The organism is Desulfovibrio subterraneus, from assembly GCF_013340285.1.
Classification (GTDB): Bacteria; Desulfobacterota; Desulfovibrionia; order Desulfovibrionales; family Desulfovibrionaceae; genus Halodesulfovibrio; species Halodesulfovibrio subterraneus.
The window spans coordinates 1-17,230 of the sequence record NZ_BLVO01000001.1 but is presented as its reverse complement, the minus strand read 5'-3'; the positions used below and the strand labels follow the sequence as shown (position 1 = coordinate 17,230).

General features: G+C 58.0%; 15 protein-coding genes. 8 read left to right on the top strand and 7 right to left on the bottom strand.

What is annotated here, in order from left to right:
- Positions 1-233 precede the first annotated feature (233 nt).
- Positions 234-1,166 (bottom strand): tRNA (adenine-N1)-methyltransferase, encoded by a 933-nt coding sequence (locus HUV30_RS00075; protein WP_174403367.1) that lies wholly within the window; start codon positions 1,164-1,166, stop codon positions 234-236.
- Between the two features lie 473 nt (positions 1,167-1,639).
- Here HUV30_RS00075 and HUV30_RS00070 point away from each other — a divergent pair, with 473 nt between their 5' ends.
- The 3 genes from HUV30_RS00070 to HUV30_RS00060 are packed head-to-tail and all read left to right on the top strand — an operon-like array spanning position 1,640 to position 4,700.
- Positions 1,640-2,623, top strand: a complete 984-nt coding sequence (locus HUV30_RS00070; RefSeq protein WP_174403366.1) for a radical SAM protein — start codon at positions 1,640-1,642, stop codon at positions 2,621-2,623.
- A gap of 47 nt (positions 2,624-2,670) precedes the next feature.
- Positions 2,671-4,140 (top strand): Rne/Rng family ribonuclease, encoded by a 1,470-nt coding sequence (locus HUV30_RS00065; RefSeq protein WP_174403365.1) that lies wholly within the window; start codon positions 2,671-2,673, stop codon positions 4,138-4,140.
- Positions 4,141-4,142: 2 nt separating this feature from the next.
- On the top strand, positions 4,143-4,700 hold the full coding sequence (locus tag HUV30_RS00060) for an epoxyqueuosine reductase QueH (protein ID WP_174403364.1): 558 nt from the start codon (positions 4,143-4,145) through the stop codon (positions 4,698-4,700).
- An 86-nt stretch (positions 4,701-4,786) separates the two neighbouring features.
- On the opposite strand, the gene HUV30_RS00055 is transcribed toward HUV30_RS00060, so the two are convergent.
- From HUV30_RS00055 to hypD, 3 genes are all read right to left on the bottom strand, one after another.
- Complete coding sequence (locus HUV30_RS00055; protein ID WP_174403363.1) at positions 4,787-5,452, bottom strand: HAD-IB family phosphatase; 666 nt, start codon at positions 5,450-5,452, stop codon at positions 4,787-4,789.
- Positions 5,453-5,926: 474 nt separating this feature from the next.
- Entirely contained in the window at positions 5,927-6,814 is an 888-nt protein-coding gene (locus HUV30_RS00050) for a hydrogenase expression/formation protein HypE (RefSeq protein ID WP_174403362.1), read from the bottom strand.
- An 18-nt stretch (positions 6,815-6,832) separates the two neighbouring features.
- Positions 6,833-7,918, bottom strand: a complete 1,086-nt coding sequence (hypD, locus tag HUV30_RS00045; protein WP_174403361.1) for a hydrogenase formation protein HypD — start codon at positions 7,916-7,918, stop codon at positions 6,833-6,835.
- Between the two features lie 221 nt (positions 7,919-8,139).
- Here hypD and HUV30_RS00040 point away from each other — a divergent pair, with 221 nt between their 5' ends.
- From HUV30_RS00040 to HUV30_RS00025, 4 genes are all read left to right on the top strand, one after another.
- Positions 8,140-8,784, top strand: a complete 645-nt coding sequence (locus tag HUV30_RS00040) for an HD domain-containing protein (protein WP_174403360.1) — start codon at positions 8,140-8,142, stop codon at positions 8,782-8,784.
- Positions 8,741-9,661, top strand: a complete 921-nt coding sequence (locus HUV30_RS00035) for a D-alanine--D-alanine ligase family protein (protein ID WP_174403359.1) — start codon at positions 8,741-8,743, stop codon at positions 9,659-9,661. The genes HUV30_RS00040 and HUV30_RS00035 overlap by 44 nt, the downstream gene beginning before the upstream one ends.
- Positions 9,662-9,675: 14 nt before the next feature.
- Positions 9,676-10,947 (top strand): 3-deoxy-D-manno-octulosonic acid transferase, encoded by a 1,272-nt coding sequence (locus tag HUV30_RS00030; RefSeq protein ID WP_174403358.1) that lies wholly within the window; start codon positions 9,676-9,678, stop codon positions 10,945-10,947.
- 147 nt (positions 10,948-11,094) lie between these two features.
- Positions 11,095-12,006, top strand: a complete 912-nt coding sequence (locus HUV30_RS00025; protein ID WP_174403357.1) for a hypothetical protein — start codon at positions 11,095-11,097, stop codon at positions 12,004-12,006.
- 116 nt (positions 12,007-12,122) lie between these two features.
- On the opposite strand, the gene HUV30_RS00020 is transcribed toward HUV30_RS00025, so the two are convergent.
- From HUV30_RS00020 to dctP, 3 genes are all read right to left on the bottom strand, one after another.
- Positions 12,123-13,427, bottom strand: a complete 1,305-nt coding sequence (locus tag HUV30_RS00020; protein ID WP_174403356.1) for a TRAP transporter large permease — start codon at positions 13,425-13,427, stop codon at positions 12,123-12,125.
- 8 nt (positions 13,428-13,435) lie between these two features.
- Positions 13,436-13,906 carry a TRAP transporter small permease gene (locus tag HUV30_RS00015; protein ID WP_174403355.1) on the bottom strand — a complete coding sequence of 157 codons (471 nt, stop codon included), beginning with the start codon at positions 13,904-13,906 and terminating at the stop codon, positions 13,436-13,438.
- 98 nt (positions 13,907-14,004) lie between these two features.
- A complete protein-coding gene (gene dctP / locus HUV30_RS00010; protein ID WP_174403354.1) occupies positions 14,005-15,081 on the bottom strand; it encodes a TRAP transporter substrate-binding protein DctP in 1,077 nt (358 codons plus the stop codon).
- A 498-nt stretch (positions 15,082-15,579) separates the two neighbouring features.
- Here dctP and trpB point away from each other — a divergent pair, with 498 nt between their 5' ends.
- Entirely contained in the window at positions 15,580-16,806 is a 1,227-nt protein-coding gene (trpB, locus tag HUV30_RS00005) for a tryptophan synthase subunit beta (protein ID WP_174403353.1), read from the top strand.
- The last annotated feature ends 424 nt before the right edge of the window (positions 16,807-17,230 follow it).

The following is a 17,230-nucleotide window of genomic DNA, read 5'->3' as shown; positions in this document are numbered from 1 at the left end:
GCAATCGTCTCGGATGTCATCGCGGGGCTACCACCCCAGCCGTACCCTCGACAGCAAAGGGATACGGACCGGTGGTCGTTGTTGCCAAAGATACCATCTGGAAGCTGGCAATCAACTGAAGTGACGTGAGATCTCAAGAAGAAGGAGAGGGGAGGGGCTTGCGCTTGCGAGGCAATAAAAAAAGGCCGCCCTTGCGGACGGCCCTTGAAATCATATTCCATCAAAACGGGATGCTAATCTTCGCACAGCCCGCCATCATCGTCGGCTTCGTCACCGTCAACGGGGCCGATGCCGCCGCACAGCGCATCTTCGGGGATGGAGCTGAGTCCGAGACGTTCCAGACGGGCGGCTTCCTGCTTGCGTTCGCGGGTGCCGAGCGACTTCTGGGCGTTGATCTCTTCAAGACCTTCCTGATGACGGCAGAAAATGAGGAAACCGGTATGCGCAACCATGCGGTCTGAAGGACGCATGCGGTCGGGAACAGGCTTCCATTTGCGCAGCAGCAGTTCGGAAACTTCCACTTCGTCAAAGGGACCCTTTTCCAGTTCCACCAGCAGGCTGGAAACCTGATCGATGGTGGGCACAAGGAAACCGCACATGGCGCCGGGCTTCACCGCAGAGGGGATGTGACGGACATATTCCCACGGATCGCGCACGTCGAGGAACAGGGCGTCCGCATCATTGATGAGAAAGCCGTTGGAAATGTCGTGGTTATACAGGGTTACGTTCTGCCCCACGCCTGCCCAGTCGAGGTTGCGACGGCACAGGTTCATGAATTCCAGACGGGCTTCATGGGTGTGAATCTCGCCACGATCGCCTGCGAACCAGCTCAGGGCCATGGTCAGGCTGCCGGAACCGGAGCCTGCTTCGATGATCTTGGTGCCGTTGCCTACACCCAGCTTCATGCAGATGTAGCCGATATCCTTGGGGTAGATGACCTGCGTCTGGCGCTTTACGCCGGTGACAAGGTCGTGCAGCGCAGGACGCTGTACACGGTAGGGCTTGCCCTTGTGCGTGTAAACGACGCTGCCGTAGCCCGCTTCCATGATGTCGGTCATCTTGAGCAGACCGTCTGTGCCGTGGATGTCGTTCTCCGGCTCCACGCGCCGCATATATCTCTTGCCTCGGGGGCTGATGAGCAGTACCAGTTCACCTTGCTTTGGCATTGTTAATCCTCCGTGGTTGGTGCAACGCCGTACTGTGCTATGCCGCGACTGTCAAGGATAGTCGTATGCCGGGCGTATCCTGTCCCGGTGTATGGCGTTTTTCCGATACGTTTGCGGTGGACTCCGGCGAAGCTGCGAGGCGTTCGTTCTTGCACGCTGCGTCCCTGCATCCGGCCGCTACGCCTGCGGTGCTCATCCTGTGCGCGGCCGCAGAGACATTGCCGGGAACCGGTCGCGAGTCTGTAGCAGATCTGGAGAAGATCTGGGGCGGATCTGGTGCGGAGCAGGTGCAAACAAGTTGCACCCCGTTTGGCCAGTCGTACCGGTTGCACCGGTTGCCTGTCCGGGCAGAGTGATTACTTGCCGTGCAGAGAAAACCCGTTTTCATGATCCTGCGGTGAAATAATCGTGTTGTTTTTTGCGGCGACGCGCTATACTCAGGATTATCACCGACACAAGGACAGATAAACGTAATGACGTTTACCTATATATTTGGTCCCGTCACTTCCAGCAGACTTGGCCGTTCTCTCGGTCTGGACCTGCTTGGGCGGCGTGTGTGCTCCATGGACTGCCTGTACTGCGAAGTCGGCAGAACGGATGAGCTGACCATGCGCCGCGCCCCTTACGTTCCGGCGGAAGTCATTCTGGCGGAACTGGAACAGTGGCGGGCGGAAAATGAAATTTTACCGGATCACGTGACCCTCGGCGGAGCAGGCGAACCCTGCCTGAACAGCGAGATGGGAGCCATTATCGATGGCTGCCGCCGCATTCTGCCCGAAGTTCCCGTGGCCGTTCTTACCAACACCACGCTGCTGTCAGATACATCAGTATGCGCGGAATTGGCGGGAGCAGACATTGTGCTGCCCTCGCTCGATTCGTTGGTGGAAGAAGAATTTATCAAGCTGAATCGCCCCTGCGGGGGGCTTAGCGCCTCAGACATAGCCGAATCGCTTTTGCAGTTCAGGGCCATGTTTAAAGGCAGAATCTTTCTTGAAATACTGCTGGCGCAGGGAATTAATGATTCCGAAGAGAATCTTGCCCTGCTCAAGGACTATGTGAAACGGCTTTCACCCGACAGGGTGGACGTGACGACACTTTCCCGCCCCGGAGCCTATCCGGTTGCCAAGGCTGTTCCGCCTGATGTGCGGGCGCATTGGTGCAGCGAGCTTTCTGCCGCATGTGCCGTGACGCCCGAAACACCCGGAACCGTTTTTTTGCGCACGGGGCAGCGTGCAGACCTTGTGGAACGAGACCAGAAGGCTGTGACGGAAATTATCGTTCGTTCACTGCAACGGCGGCCTCAGACACCGGACCAGCTTGCGCTGGCCCTGTCTTTGTCGCTTGAGAAGGTGGAATCGGCCCTTGCGGTACTGGTGCATCAGGGCGTCATCCATGCGGTGGATGCCGATGCTGCCGGGCTGCCCGGAGCCAATGGACCGTTTTACTCCTGCCGGTAGCGCCGTGCCGACCGCAACGGTGCGGGGAACTTTTTACGAGGAAACATATGAGCAGCTCCCAGAAAAAGGGCAGACGCAAACTGTTTATCAGTGTGCTGCCCGGTGAGCAGGTAGAGGTGTCTCTCGCCGAAGAGGGTTCCGTCCAGGAATACTATGTGGAAATGGTCCACCAGGCGAAGACCAAAGGCAATATCTATAAAGGAACAATCAACAACATCGATACGAACCTGCAGGCGGCCTTCGTCAACTATGGCGCTGAAAAGAATGGCTTTCTGCAGATAGACGAAGTGCATCCGGAATACTATTCCTCGCCGCACGACCCCAACAAGGGGCGCAAGTATCCGCTTATTCAAAAGGTGCTCAAGGCGGGCATGGAAGTGCTCGTGCAGGTGGTCAAAGAACCCACCGGAACCAAGGGCGCATTTCTTACATCCTATCTTTCTCTTCCCGGACGTTTTCTCGTCCTTACTCCCGGTCGCGACCAGATTGGCGTTTCCCGCAAGGTGGAAGACGACAAGGAACGCCAGCGCCTCAAAAAGCTGCTGGAAGGTCTTGATCCCGGCGAGAACCTTGGCGTGATCGTGCGCACCGTGAGTGTGGATCAGCCCAAGACCGCCATGCAGCGCGACTTGAGCTTCCTGAAACGCCTGTGGAAGGATGTGCGCAAAAAGGCCACCACCGAGCCTTCGCCCAGCCTTATCTATCAGGAACGCGACCTCGCCACCCGTTCCATCCGCGACTACCTTACCGACGATGTTACCGAGGTGTGGGTGGATGACGAAAACACCGCCAAGGCTGTGGAAGAATTCGCAAGCCTTGTGTTCCCGCGTCGTGGACTGCAGGTGCGCCTGCACACCGCTCCGGAAATTTCGTTGTGGGAACGCTTCAACCTGCAGAAGCAGATTGAGCAGATCTATTCGCGCGAAGTGACCATGCCCTCCGGCGGCAGACTGGTCTTTGACCAGACTGAAGCGCTCATGGCCGTGGACATCAACTCCGGCAAGATCGCGGGCAAGACCAATTTCGAATCCATGGCGCTGAAGACCAACACCGAGGCGGCGACTACCATTGCCCAGCAGCTCAAGCTGCGCGACATAGGCGGGCAGGTGGTTATCGACTTCATTGAAATGCGTGATCGCAACCATTGGCGCGAGGTGGAAAAGACCCTGCGTCAGGCCATGAAGAACGACCGCGCCCGTCACGACGTGGGCAAGATGAGCCGCTTCGGCCTGCTGCAGGTCGTGCGTCAGCGCCTTGGCTCTTCGGCCCTTTCCATCAGCTCCGAGCTGTGTCCCTGCTGTGGCGGTTCCGGCACGCGGCGCAATATGGAATGGCAGGCACTGCAGGCGCTCAAGGATATTCTGCAAAAACTTACTCACAGCAAGCCCACTGGTCCCATGCGCTATGAATGCAATAGCGAACTGGCCTTGTATCTGCTGAACCACAAGCGCGAACGCCTTTTCGAGATGGAGCAGAAATATGATCTGCGCATCGAGGTTACCCCCAAGAAGGATTAGTCGTGGCTCGTGTGTTGCTCCATATCTGCTGCGGTCCCTGCGCCATTGCACCGGTGCGTCGTCTGCAGGAAGAAGGTTTCGAGGTGACGGGGTTCTTCTGGAACCCCAACATCCATCCGTTGCAGGAATATATCCGCCGGCGGCAGTCGGCTGCCGAAATGGCAGAGCAGCTGGGGATTTCCATCATCTTCAAAGACAGCGAATATGATCCCAAGCTCTGGTTCCGTGCCGTGAGCTATCGGGAAGAAAACCGCTGTTTTCACTGCTACGCCCTGCGGCTGGAACGTGCGCTTTCCATCGCCAAGCGTGGCAAGTTTGATTATTTCTCGACTTCCATCCTCTATTCCCGAAAGCAGAAGCACGATGTTGTGCGCCAGCTGGGTGAGGATATGGCTTTGGATGGCCCTGTTCAGTTCCTGTATCGCGATTTTCGCGAAGGCTGGGAGGAGGGAATAGAAACCTCCAAGGAATGGGGCATGTATCGCCAGCAGTACTGCGGGTGTCTGTATAGTGAGACAGAGCGGTATGCCCGCGAGTTGCGGGATTTGGGAAAGAAATAGTCCGGCCTGTCCATTGGCAGAGAATGTCGGGACGGGGTATACAGACAATAAAAGCCGGAGGCACCATCCTCCGGCTTTTTTCATTGTTATCCTCTGAGCAAGCCTTCGGCGACTTCTGCCCAGCGGGTGAAGGGGCGGGCGGTTTCGCCGCGTTCCTGCAGTGACTGCATGAGTTGGCCGCGTGCGAACCGCAGGTGCGGGGGAACACACAGTGCGGCGGGAATATCGGTATGGCCGTCGCCTGCATAGGCCACGGTTGCGCCGTTCTGCTGATGAAAACGGACAATGGCAGCCTTGTCCACGCCCGTTTCCGGCGAGTGGAAGGGGGAATCCACAGGGGCCATCAGTTTGAGCCCGAAGCTCGGGTTATATTCCCCGGGGTTGGTGTGCAGCTCCAGATCGCCATCCGGCCCGATGCTGACTCCGGCTTTGTCGAGAATGCGCTCAATGTACCAGCTGCAGCCTGCGGAGACCACAATCACACGCCAGCCCGCATCGCGCAGGTTGCTGATGCAGGCAGCAAGAGTCGGCTCGGGATGGGCTTTGTCTGTCAGGGCGGCAAGTTCATGCTCCGGCACACGGATTTGCGCGAAGGTGATGCGCATGGCGTCAAAATGGGAAAGCCTGCCTGCGCGGTGTTCATCCCATGGAGTCTGAACATCCGTGAAGAAGCCGCTTTCCGCAGCCAGAGCGTCAAAGTCATGGGCGGTGATCGTGCCGTCGAAGTCGCTTACGAGTATGAGTTCGGACATGTGGGCCCCGTTGGGTTGTCGGGTTGCTGGGTCGGTGCCTGTTGCATGCGGCATCGGGGGGAGTGTACCAGATGAGGGGGGCAGCGCAAGTCACGCCGTATCCTGCCATTCAGATGTGTTCCGGCACGGATGTTTAATTCTGATGTTCAGTTCAGACATTCAATTCAGATATGCAATTCTGACGTTCAATTCAGATGTTCAGCCTCGATGTTTCGGCCCCGATGTTATGAAAGAAAAAGGCTCCGCGGGATGTTCCGGCGGAGCCTTTGCGTAATGACAAACCTTCGATTTTAGTACAGCCGCATTCCCGTTAAGCCGGAACTGAAGCCCAAAAAGCGGATTTTCATCGCATATACGAGGTGCAGGAACGTTAGGTTCCTGCCCGGCGGAGCCTTTTGCGTATCACAGCCTGTGGCGTTAACAAGGGCGCTACTAGGGTGCTACCATGGAGCTACCGAGGTTCTTACCATGGTGTTAACAGATACGCGGCAACTGTTCGCCTTCAAGCATGGAGAGCAGGCGGTGGCCGCCGAGCGGGGTTTCCAGCACCACCTGACCGGCCTTGCCGGGGCCTTGTTCGCCGCTGCGCACGGTGCCAACCTGAGTGGCATCCGCCCCGTAGGGCATGGAGCGCATCAGTTCCAGCGCGGCCTGCGCCTTTTCCTGCGGCAGAATGCAGATGAGCTTGCCTTCGTTGGCAAGGTAGAGCGGATCAAGGCCGAGGAATGAGCAGCCGTTGCGAACGGATTCGCGCACAGGCACATCCGCTTCACGCAGGTTGATGCACACGCCGGACTGCCCTGCGATTTCATTCAGGGTGGTGGCGAGTCCTCCGCGGGTAGGGTCGCGCAGCACATGGATGTCGCCGATTTTGGAGATAAGCGCGTCCACCATGTGGTTGAGGGGCGCGGAATCGCTCTTGATATCCGTGGCAAAGTTCAGCCCTTCGCGGCCGGAAAGCACGGTAAGGCCGTGGTCGCCCATGGTGCCGGAAACAAGCACGGCGTCGGCCATGGAAGCCACAATGCGCTCCAGCGTTTCCATGGGCAGGCCTTCTTCAAGGATGAAGCCGCAGGAAAGGTATTTGGGGCGCGCGCCCATCATGGCCACGTCGTTCACGGTGCCGTGCACGGCAAGGGTGCCTATGTCGCCGCCGGGAAAGAAGATGGGGTCAACGGTGTAGCTGTCCGTGCTCATGGAGAGGGGGCCGCTGATTTCCAGCCGCGCCGCATCGTTCATGGCATTCAGGATGGGGTTGTCGAAATATTTGAAGAACAGGCTGCCGATGAGACGGTTGGAGGCCTGTCCGCCACTGCCGTGGTCCAGAAGAAGGGTCTGATCTGCAAGAGTTGATTTGCTCATGATGATTCGTCGCTGGCGTTAAACGGAGTATTTGTAGTAGGCGGCGCAGCTGCCTTCAGTGGAAACCATGCAGGGGCCGACAGGTTTTGCGGGGGTGCAGGCCTTGCCGAAGAGGGGACAGTCGGCGGGCTGCATTTTGCCCTTGAGCACTTCGCCGCATTTGCAGCCGGGGGTGGGCGGCGCTTCGGTGACGGTCACGTCCAGCGCCTGCAGTGCATCAAAGTCCGCGAACTCGTCCCTGAAGACAAGGCCGCTTTCGGGAATGCAGCCCACGCCGCGCCACAGGGCATCGGCGGTGCGGAAGACGGAGAACATCACCTCGCGGGCGCGGGCGTTGCCGGAATCGGCCACGGCGCGCTTGTACTGGTTGACGATGCGGTAATCCTGCTTCTTGCGCTGTTCCACCATGATGAGCAGCGATTCCAGAATGTCCACTGGGTCGAAGCCGGTGATGACGCCGGGCGTCTTGTAGGTCTGCGCCACGAACTGATAGGGCTCCAGCCCGAGAATGGTGGAAACGTGGCCGGGAAGCAGAAAGCTGTCTATGGCGCATTCCGGATCGTCCAGCAGCACCTTGAGGGCCGGGGGGACCAGCTTGTGGAAGGAGAGCACCTTGAAATTTTTCAGGCCCTGCTGCTTGGCCATGAGCACTGTTCCGGCAACCGTGGGGGCGGTTGTTTCAAAGCCCACGCCGAGGAACACCACCGTGTCGTTGGGGTTCTTGGCGGCAAGCTGCAGCGCATCCACAGGGGAGTAGACGATTTCGATGCGGGCGCCTTCGGCCTTGGCAAGCTTGAGATTGCGTCCCTTGGGGCCGGGAACGCGCATCAGGTCGCCGAAGGTGGCGAGGATTACGCCGTCTCTGCCTGCAAGGTCGAGAAAGGCGGCCACTTCGCTTTCGTGCGTTACGCACACGGGGCAGCCGGGGCCGGAAAGATGCGTAATTCCTTCGGGCAGAAGCGGGCGAAGGCCGCTCTGGAAAATCGCCACGGTATGCGTTCCGCATACTTCCATGAATCTGAGGGGCTGGTCCATTTCCGAGTGGAGGCGTTCGAGAAGCCCCTTGCAAAGCGCGGGGTCTTTGAAGGAATCAGCTACGTTCACTATGGGCCTTCCTTGCAGGATAGGGGGTTGTGGCAGGCAGCCGGCCGGGCACCGCTCCCGTTTGGCTGTTTCATTGTGCTACGCGCCAGCCGCACCCCTGTCAACGGTGTAGAACCTGCTTGAATTGCCAAACAGTTTTGCATTTTGCATACATACTTGCTAAAGCCGAAGGGCGGCGCTACTCTGCCCGCATAGAACCGTGAACAGCACAGGACCCCTTCATGACAGGTCAGCAAGCACAGCAGAAATCATCTCTGCATCATGAATCCACGCCGCCGTTGCAGTTTTCAGACAACCCCCGGTGGCTGGTGCCCGATGCGGCCATGTGCCGCACGTTATGGGGCAAATACGCCATGCCGGACCACATCCGCGAACATAGCGAGCATGTGGCCATAGTGGCGGAATTCATCGCCTCGGCCGGAGCACAGGCGGGCATGTCCGTCAATGTGCCCGCCGTGGAGGCCTGCGCACTGCTGCACGACATTGCCAAATCCTATACCATAGTGCACGGGGGTAACCATTCCCAGTTGGGTGCAAGCATTGTCATGGAGGTGTTCGGCAACCCGCACATCGCGCAGGGCGTGCTGCACCATGTGCATTGGCCGTGGCATATTGATGTGGATGCGTGGTGTCTGCCGCTGTGCATCATCTATGCGGACAAGCGTGTCATGCATAACCACGTGGTGACGCTGGATGAACGGTTCGACGATTTGTACGTCCGTTACGGCAAAACGGAACGGATCCGCCAGCGGATACATGAGTCGTATCTGCAGGCGGTAGCCATAGAAACAGCCTTCAGCAGAAGAATGGGAATTCCTCTCAATGCGTATTCTCTTGATAGCGGGCGGATGGTCCAGCGAACGTGAAGTTTCGCTCTCCGGTGCCCGCGGCATAGAAAAAGCGCTTATTGCGCTCGGTCACAATGTCACGCGGTTTGATCCCGCGACCTCCATGGATGGACTTCTCGAAGCCGCATCCGCTCATGACTTCGCCTTCATCAACCTGCACGGCTCGCCCGGTGAGGACGGTCTGGTGCAGGCGATGCTCGACGCAGCCGGTTGTCCTTACCAGGGTTCCGGACCTGCGGGCTCTTTCCTTGCGCTGAACAAGGCGGTGGCCAAGCAGATTTTCGTGCGCCACGGCCTGCCTACGCCGGAATGGGTATTCCTGCCCGTGCTGCCCGCAGAAGCATGGCAGCCTGCGCTTGCCTACCCCCTGTTTGTCAAATCCAATACCGGCGGTTCCAGTCTCGGGCTTTCCCGCGTGGATTCGCAGGCAGACCTGCATGCGGCACTCAAGGCCATATTCGAAACCGGCGACGAGGTGATTATAGAGCCCTCGGTTCCCGGTATGGAAGTGACCTGCGGTGTGCTCGGCGACCGGGCATTGCCTCCGGTGCTGATTCTGCCGGAAAGCGGCGCAGGATTCTTCGACTACAAGGCCAAGTATACACCGGGGGCAGCCCGCGAGGTATGTCCCGCTCCCATCCCCGAAGAGGTGACGGCCGAGGCCCAGCGCATGGCCCTGACCGCCCACAGGGCATTGGGGCTCTCCGGCTACAGTCGTGCGGATTTCATTCTCGACCCCGATGGCAACCTGCACCTGCTTGAGGTGAACACGCTGCCCGGCATGACGCCGACCAGCCTGCTGCCGCAGGAGGCCGCCGCCGTCGGGTACAGCTTTGAGGACCTTATCGCCGAACTCATCAAACTGGGCCTCGCTTCCGCGCAGCGTCCATCCTAAGAAAAGGCAGTTTCATGACGCTCAGCTTCTCCAACTCCCTGCTGCTCAAGGCCTACAGCTCTCTCTGGACCATTCTGCGCCCCGTGCTCGAGCGTAACAAACGCCTGCGGCACGGACTGCCCCAGCGGCTGGTTCCCGACGACTGGGCATCCAAGGCCGACGTGTGGGTGCAGGCCGCATCGGGGGGAGAAGCCTATCTGAGCTGGGAACTGCTGCGGCAGCTGCCGGAAGACAGAGGATTCAACCTGTTGCTTACCACCTGTACGCTGCAGGGGATGGAGGTGCTGGAAAGAGCAAGGGCATGGTGCGCGGAAGAAAGACCGCGTTTCAACGTGCAGCTGCGCTATTTCCCTTTTGATAAACCGGCGCTGATGCGCAAGGCCGTGCGTCTTGCCGCCCCGCGCGCCGTGGTTTTGCTGGAAACGGAATTGTGGCCGGGCCTGCTGACGGCCTGTGATGAACGCAATGTGCCTGTGGCCGTGCTGAACGGCCGCATGACCACACGCAGCCTTGCCGGATATCTTGCCACGCCTTCGTTGTGGAAGGGGTTGCGGCCGGAGACGGTGCTTGCCATCTCAGAGAATGATGCGCGCCGGTTTGCCGCCCTGTTCGGCGAGCAGAGCATGCATGTCATGCACAACATGAAGTTCGACAGGGTGCATCCTGCTGATCCTTCTGCCCCCAATCCGCTGCAGGATACGGTAATCAAGGAGAATACTTCCCTCGTGACCCTCGGTTCCGTGCGCATGGAAGAAGAGGCAGAGGTGCAGACGCTCATCCGCAAGCTGCGTGAGGCGCGCCCCAAGACCAGCATTGCCCTTATTCCGCGCCATATGGAACGTGTGGTTTCGTGGGAGACGTGGCTGCGCCGCGAAGGAATTCCCATGGTGCGTCGCAGTGCCGCCGACGGCCCGCCCGCACCGGGAACCGTTATCCTGTGGGACGAATTCGGTGAGCTGAACCACGTGTATGCGCTTTCCCGTGCGGTGTTTGTGGGGGGCAGTCTTGCCCCGCTTGGCGGACAGAACTTCCTTGAGCCGCTGGCCTTCGGCATATCGCCGGTTATCGGTCCTTCCTACAGCAACTTTGCCTGGGCGGAAGGTCTTATTGATGAAAAACTGGTGCACGTTGCCGCAGATACGGAAGAGGTGTTTGAACAGCTGCTGCGCAATCTCAAGCGCCCCGCACCGCGTGAGAAGGTTCAGGGGCAGTTTGCCGACTGGCTTTCGCAGCGGCAGGGCGGAACAGCCGCCGCCGTGCACGCGCTACTTTCCCTGATACAGTGATTTGTTGATGGTATGCATGTCTTCTGTCCCCGCCCCGTGCGGGGACTTTTTTGTTATCCCCCGGACCGTGGTGAAGAACTAAGCAATGGCGCAATGATGCCAAAAATGGTACACTTGCAGGGATATCAAACGGCTGTGAGGCAGCGCATGGAAAAAACAAGCAAGCATCTCTACGATTTTATCGACCCGAAGAGTGGCGGGGCCGTGCTGGGAGAAGTCCTGCATATTGCCGCGTTACTCGGTCTGGATGAAATCGGCGATGAGCTGGCGGCTGTTCATGCCGATGTGGTGCGTCTGTTTGGCGGGCTGTATCCGGGCTACCGGAAGAGCACTGCCAAGTACCACAATCTGGAACATACATGCTCGGTGGTGCTGGCTACGGCTCGCTTGCTGCACGGGTGTGTTCTTGACGGCAGAAGCACGTTCTCGGCGCGCGGCTTTCTGCTTTGCGTGCTTGCGGCCTATTTTCATGATGTGGGTCTTATACAGGAAGATGGAGACATAGACGGCACAGGCGCCAAATACACAGTAGGACATGAGGAACGCAGTGTCGGCTTCATGCAGCGGTATCTGGCTTCGCGCAACTATGCCGCAAATGAGATTCGCGACTGTGCGGATATGATCCGCTGTACCATTCTGGCCAAGTCACCGGATGAGCTGGCCTTTGCTTCGGAAGAGGCGGGCATGCTCGGGCGGGTGATAGGCACGGCTGACCTCGTGGCGCAGATTGCGGACAGAACCTATCTTGAAAAGCTGCGCCTGCTGTTTCTTGAATTCGAAGAAGCGCAGCTGCCCGGTTTTGCGTCCGAGCTTGAGCTGGTGATGCAGACAGAGGCGTTTTATACCAACGTGGCGAAGAGCCGGCTGGAGGGCGGGCTGCACGGGCTGAACGTGCATATGCGCAGCCATTTCAGGGAACGCTGGGGCGTGGACGAAGACCTGTATCAGAGCGCCATAGAAGGCAATATTGCCTACATCTCCATGCTTGCGGATACCTGCACCAAGAATCCGGAATGCTATGAAGAGTTGCTGCGCCGGGGTGTTCCGCCTACGGAATGACCCTGTTCCGCGCAGACACATTTGATGAAAAAAAGGCCGGAGGAATGATCCTCCGGCCTTTTATTTGTTACTTGAAGTGGTATCAGCTGCGCAGCCGCGTTATCTGCATAATCGCGTTAGCCGCTCAGGCCCAGCAGGGCAGGCATGAACGTGGACAGCGACGGAAACGCCACCACAATGGCCAGCGCGATGAGCGCCGCCAGAATAAGCGGCAGGGCGGGCTTGCTTATCTCTTCCATGGTCAGGCCGGATATGTTGGCCCCCACGTACAGGTTCACTGCGACAGGGGGCGTAACCTGCCCGATGGCGAGGTTGATGGTCATCATCACCCCGAACCAGATGGGGTCCCAGCTGAAGTGTTTGATTAGCGGCAGCATGATGGGCAGGAAGACGTAGTAAATGGATATGGCGTCCAGCACCATGCCTGCCAGCAGCAGAATGATATTGATCATGAACAGGATGATCCACTGGTTCTGCGAAATGCCCAGCAATACCGACGATGCCTTTTCGATAAGTCCCACGGTGGAACCGACCCACGAAAACAATCCCGCGCAGGTTACCACGATCATCACCACGGCCGTGCCATGCACTGTTGAGGCAAAGATCTCGAACAGTTCGCTGACCGAGGTAATTGTCCTGTAGATGAAAACGCCCACGAACAGGCCGTAGAAAACAGCCACGGCAGCCGCCTCTGTGGGGGTGAATACCCCGCCGTATATGCCGCCGAGAATGATCACCGGCGTCATGACACCCCAGAAGGCGCGGCGGAATGCCTTGCCGACAGAGGGAGCATCCGGCTCGCAGGTGCCACGATAGCCGTGCTTGTGGCTGATGATCCACACTGCCGTGACAATACACAGCGCCACCACAATGCCAGGTATGAAACCGGCGGCGAACAGGGCCGGAACAGAGACGTTGGCAACGCCCCCGTATACGATGAAGGCAATGCTCGGTGGAATGACAATGGCAAGGCCGGATGTCACCGAAACCACCGCCGTGGCAAAGGGCTTGTCGTAACCGGCACAGGCCATGCCGGGAATGAGAATGAGCCCCAGTGCCGCCACGGTTGCCGGACCGGAGCCGCTGACGGCTCCCCAGAAGGTGGCAACCGCTACGGTGGCTATGGCCAGCCCGCCGGTCATGGAGCCCACCAGCGCCTTCATCAGGTCAACAATGCGTGCGGCAATGCCCGCCTTTTCCATGATGATGCCGGCGAGGATGAAGAAGGGTATGGCCAGTAGCGGAAATTTGGCCACACCGGCGTAGAAGTTGTACGAAAGCATTTCGTACCCCAGATCCCAGTTCCATGCCACGGCAAGGGCGGCACCGCCAAGTGCCACGGCAATGGGAACCCGCAACAGCAGGGGGATCACGAAAAGCAAAAGGGCCCAGAGGGCCGGATCGTGCAGCAGAGCTTCCATGGTGTCCCCTAAATATTGCCACTGCGCCAGTCGTGCCATGCACGCTGGAGTATGCGGATGATGATCAGCAGAGAAAAGGCCGGAGTGGCAATGGTATACCACCATACGGGAATGGCGAGGGATTCAGTAGTGACCTCAAGGTCTATTTCGTCCCGCACTTCGGTCAGGCCCAGATAGAAGAGCACGCTGAAAAAGCCCAGCGATGCGGCAAGAAATATCACATAGCAGAGGCGCTGCGCCCATTTGGGCATGCCGTCGTAAAACATGGTCACGCCGAGGTGGCTGTCGTTGCGAAAGGCGAACGATGTGCCCAGCAGCACTACCCAGACAAACAGGTTTACGGTTATTTCCTCGGTCCAGGCGAGGGACATTTTTATGCAGTAGCGGGTGATAACATTGATAAAGGCAATGCTCACCATGACAAGCAGCAGAACCGATCCGAGCAGTTCCTCGAAACGGTTGCATATGAATCTGATCATGCTTCAAATCCTCAAAGGCGGGCAGAGCCCCTAGGTCACAGCGCGGAAAGTGCAAAAGTTAAGGGGCGGAAGGCGCACTTCCGCCCCGTTCAGGTCGCTTATTGGCGGACGGAAGCCATGTCGGCTTCTGCGGCCTTGACCAGATCTTCGCCGATTTGCGGAACCCAGCGTTCACGCACAGGGGCGGTGGCATCATAAAAAGCCTTGGTCTGTTCAGGTGTGAGCTGGATGACCGTCATGCCGTTGCCTGTCAGAAAGCCGAAGGGGTCGGCAATCTCGGGCACCATGTTGATGCTCTTGAGATAGGCAAGCGATTCGCCGTTATCCATGCCGATGCGGGCAATGGCCTTGCTGTACAGTGTGGCTTCTGCGGCACTTTCCAGCAGAATCTTCTGGTCTTCGGGGCTGAAGGATGCCCACACCTTGGGGTTCACGCCAAGGAGCAGCGGGTCGATCAGGTAGTGCCAGTTGGTCAGGTACGTGTGGTAGTTCCAGATTTTGACGGGAATGCAGATGCCGTTGACCGGGTTTTCCTGCCCGTCCACAACACCCTGCTGAAAGCCGGTGGTGGCTTCTGCCCAGTTCATGTTCACGGGGTTGGCGCCCAGTTCTTTGAAGGCGTCGATGAAGATGGGGCTGCCCACAACACGAATTTTCAGGTCCTTCAGGTCGGCAGGGGTGGCCACGGCGCGCTTGCTGTTGGTCAGTTCGCGGAAGCCGTTTTCTCCCCAGCCGATGATCTTCACGCCCTTCTTTTCAATGGCTTCGATCATCATTTTGCCTGCCTTGCCCGCTTCAATGGCGTCCAGCGCCTTGTAGCGGTCCGGCTCCATGGCGAGCATGAAGGGCAGGGCGGGCAGGTTCAGTTCCTTGATCTGGGGAGACCAGTTGATGGTGGAGGCAAGGGCGAAGTCAATGGCGCCGTTGCGCACCATGAGAAATTCCGAAGTCTGCTTGCCTGCCAGCAGCTGGCTGGAAAAATACGGTTTGATGACGATGCGTCCGTCGGTCTTCTTCGCCACGAGATCGGCAAAATACGTGGCGGAAAGCCCCCACCCGGAAGTCGCACCCGGAACCACACTGAGCTTGTACTCTTCCTTGTATCCGGCAGCGGCCGGCATGGAAGAGAGGGCCAGAACGAGCAACGCAATGGCAACATGAAGCACCTTTTTCATGGATGACACACTCCCTTTGAATGACCTTATGATTTGCAATACCGTGCAACCGGCGCGAAACAGGATTGCACGCTGCTTCCCCGTGGCCGCCTGCACGCCGGAAATGGTGTTTCCGTAGCAAGCGTTCACAACTGCGCTTCAATATGTATGTGCGTTTTTACAATATTGCAATATAAAGAGAGGGGCCTGCGAAGATGCTCTTTGCAGCAAAAAGAAAAGGTTAAACAGCGTATTGCAGCAACGGGCAGGAGGGGAGGTTCAGACAGGCTTGACAAGGTTGTCAAAGCGAGGGTAAGTGATTTGCCTATGAAAAACGTACCCGCCTGTTTCATTTCTCTTCGCAATTGGTGGTGGCGCTGGTAAACAGCGCCGTGGGGACGTTATTGTTTTGCGAAAAGTGAAACGGACAACGTAAAGTTAATGCTAACCGCGGCAGTCAAAGACTGGCCGCGGTTTTTTATTGGCCGGTTACCTGCCCGCATCAAAGGAGATTCCGCGATGACTACTTCTGCTACCCTTCCCAATGCTGACGGCTTCTTTGGCGAGTTTGGCGGCCAGTATGTGCCCGAACCGCTCAAGCCCATCCTGAACGAGCTTGCTGCCGCGTTTGAAAAGTACCGCAACGATCCGGAGTTCATCCGCGAATATAATTACTACCTCAAGCAGTTCTCCGGCCGCGAAACTCCCGTGTACCTGTGTGCCAACCTGACCGAGAAGCTCGGCGGGGCGAAGATCTATCTCAAGCGAGAAGACCTCAACCATCTCGGCGCGCACAAGGTGAACAACACCATCGGGCAGATCCTGCTGGCCAAGCGCATGGGCAAGAAGAAGATTATCGCTGAAACCGGTGCGGGGCAGCACGGAGTTGCCACGGCGGCCACAGCCGCGCTCATGGGCATGGAGTGTACAATATATATGGGCGCGGTGGATGTGGAACGCCAGAAGCTGAACGTGTTTCGCATGCAGATGATGGGCGCAACGGTTGTTGCGGCGCAGAGCGGTCAGCGAACCCTCAAGGAAGCGGTGGATGAGGCGCTTGCAGCATGGGTGCAGGACGCGGAAAACACCTTCTATCTGCTCGGCTCCGCTGTCGGACCGCATCCCTATCCGGCCATCGTGCGTGAATTTCAGTCTGTTGTGGGCCGGGAGGCCAGACGGCAGATGCTGGAGTCGGAAGGCCGTCTGCCCGATTACTGCATCGCCTGTGTGGGCGGTGGCTCCAATGCCATTGGCCTGTTCACCGAATTTGTGGGAGATGCCGGGGTCAAGCTGGTCGGTGTGGAGCCGGCAGGGCGGGGCCTTGAATATGGGCAGCATGCGGCGAGCCTCTGCCTAGGCGGGCCTGGCGTGATGCACGGCTTCAACTCCTATATGCTCAAGGATGATCAGGGTGAACCCGCCGAGGTCTATTCCATCTCCGCTGGTCTTGATTACCCCAGCGTCGGTCCTGAGCACGCCTATCTTAAAGATGCCGGCAGAGCGCAGTATGTGTATGCCAGCGACAAGGAGGCAACGGATGCCTTCTTCATGCTGTCGCGCATGGAAGGGATCATTCCGGCACTGGAATCGTCCCACGCGCTGGCGCACGCCATGAAGCTTGCACCCACCCTGAGCAAGGACGATATCATACTGGTGAACCTCTCCGGGCGTGGTGACAAGGACGTTGCGCAGATCGAAGCAATGGTTGCCGACGGTTCCGTGGTGCCGCCCTGTATTATACGATAGATGCGAACAGGAAAGAGGAAGGGGCGTAAGCCCCTTTCTTTTCATGCTATTTAGAACGGTTGCGCAGACGTAGTGAAAAAAAATGAAAAACAGGTTGACGTGTGGGGTGGTTTTGCATAGAACCGCTCTCGCTTCGACGGACAGCACTGAAACCGAGGCCGCAAGGATCTCGATGTGTTACCGCGGAGCCGTTCTTTTTACAGCCGAATGATTACGAAGCCACTTGAAAGAAAAAATGAAAAAGTGGTTGACACGGGAAAGAGAATGGTGCAGAACCCCTTCTCGCGCTTGCTGAAAGCGAGCGGCCCGGTCGGTCGTAAGAATCGGCGGACTTGAGGTTCTTTGACAATTAAATAGCGAGTTGGACAGAAAGATATCAGCTAGCGTGATTAAGGGAATTAGCCCCCTTGATCATGAAGACACA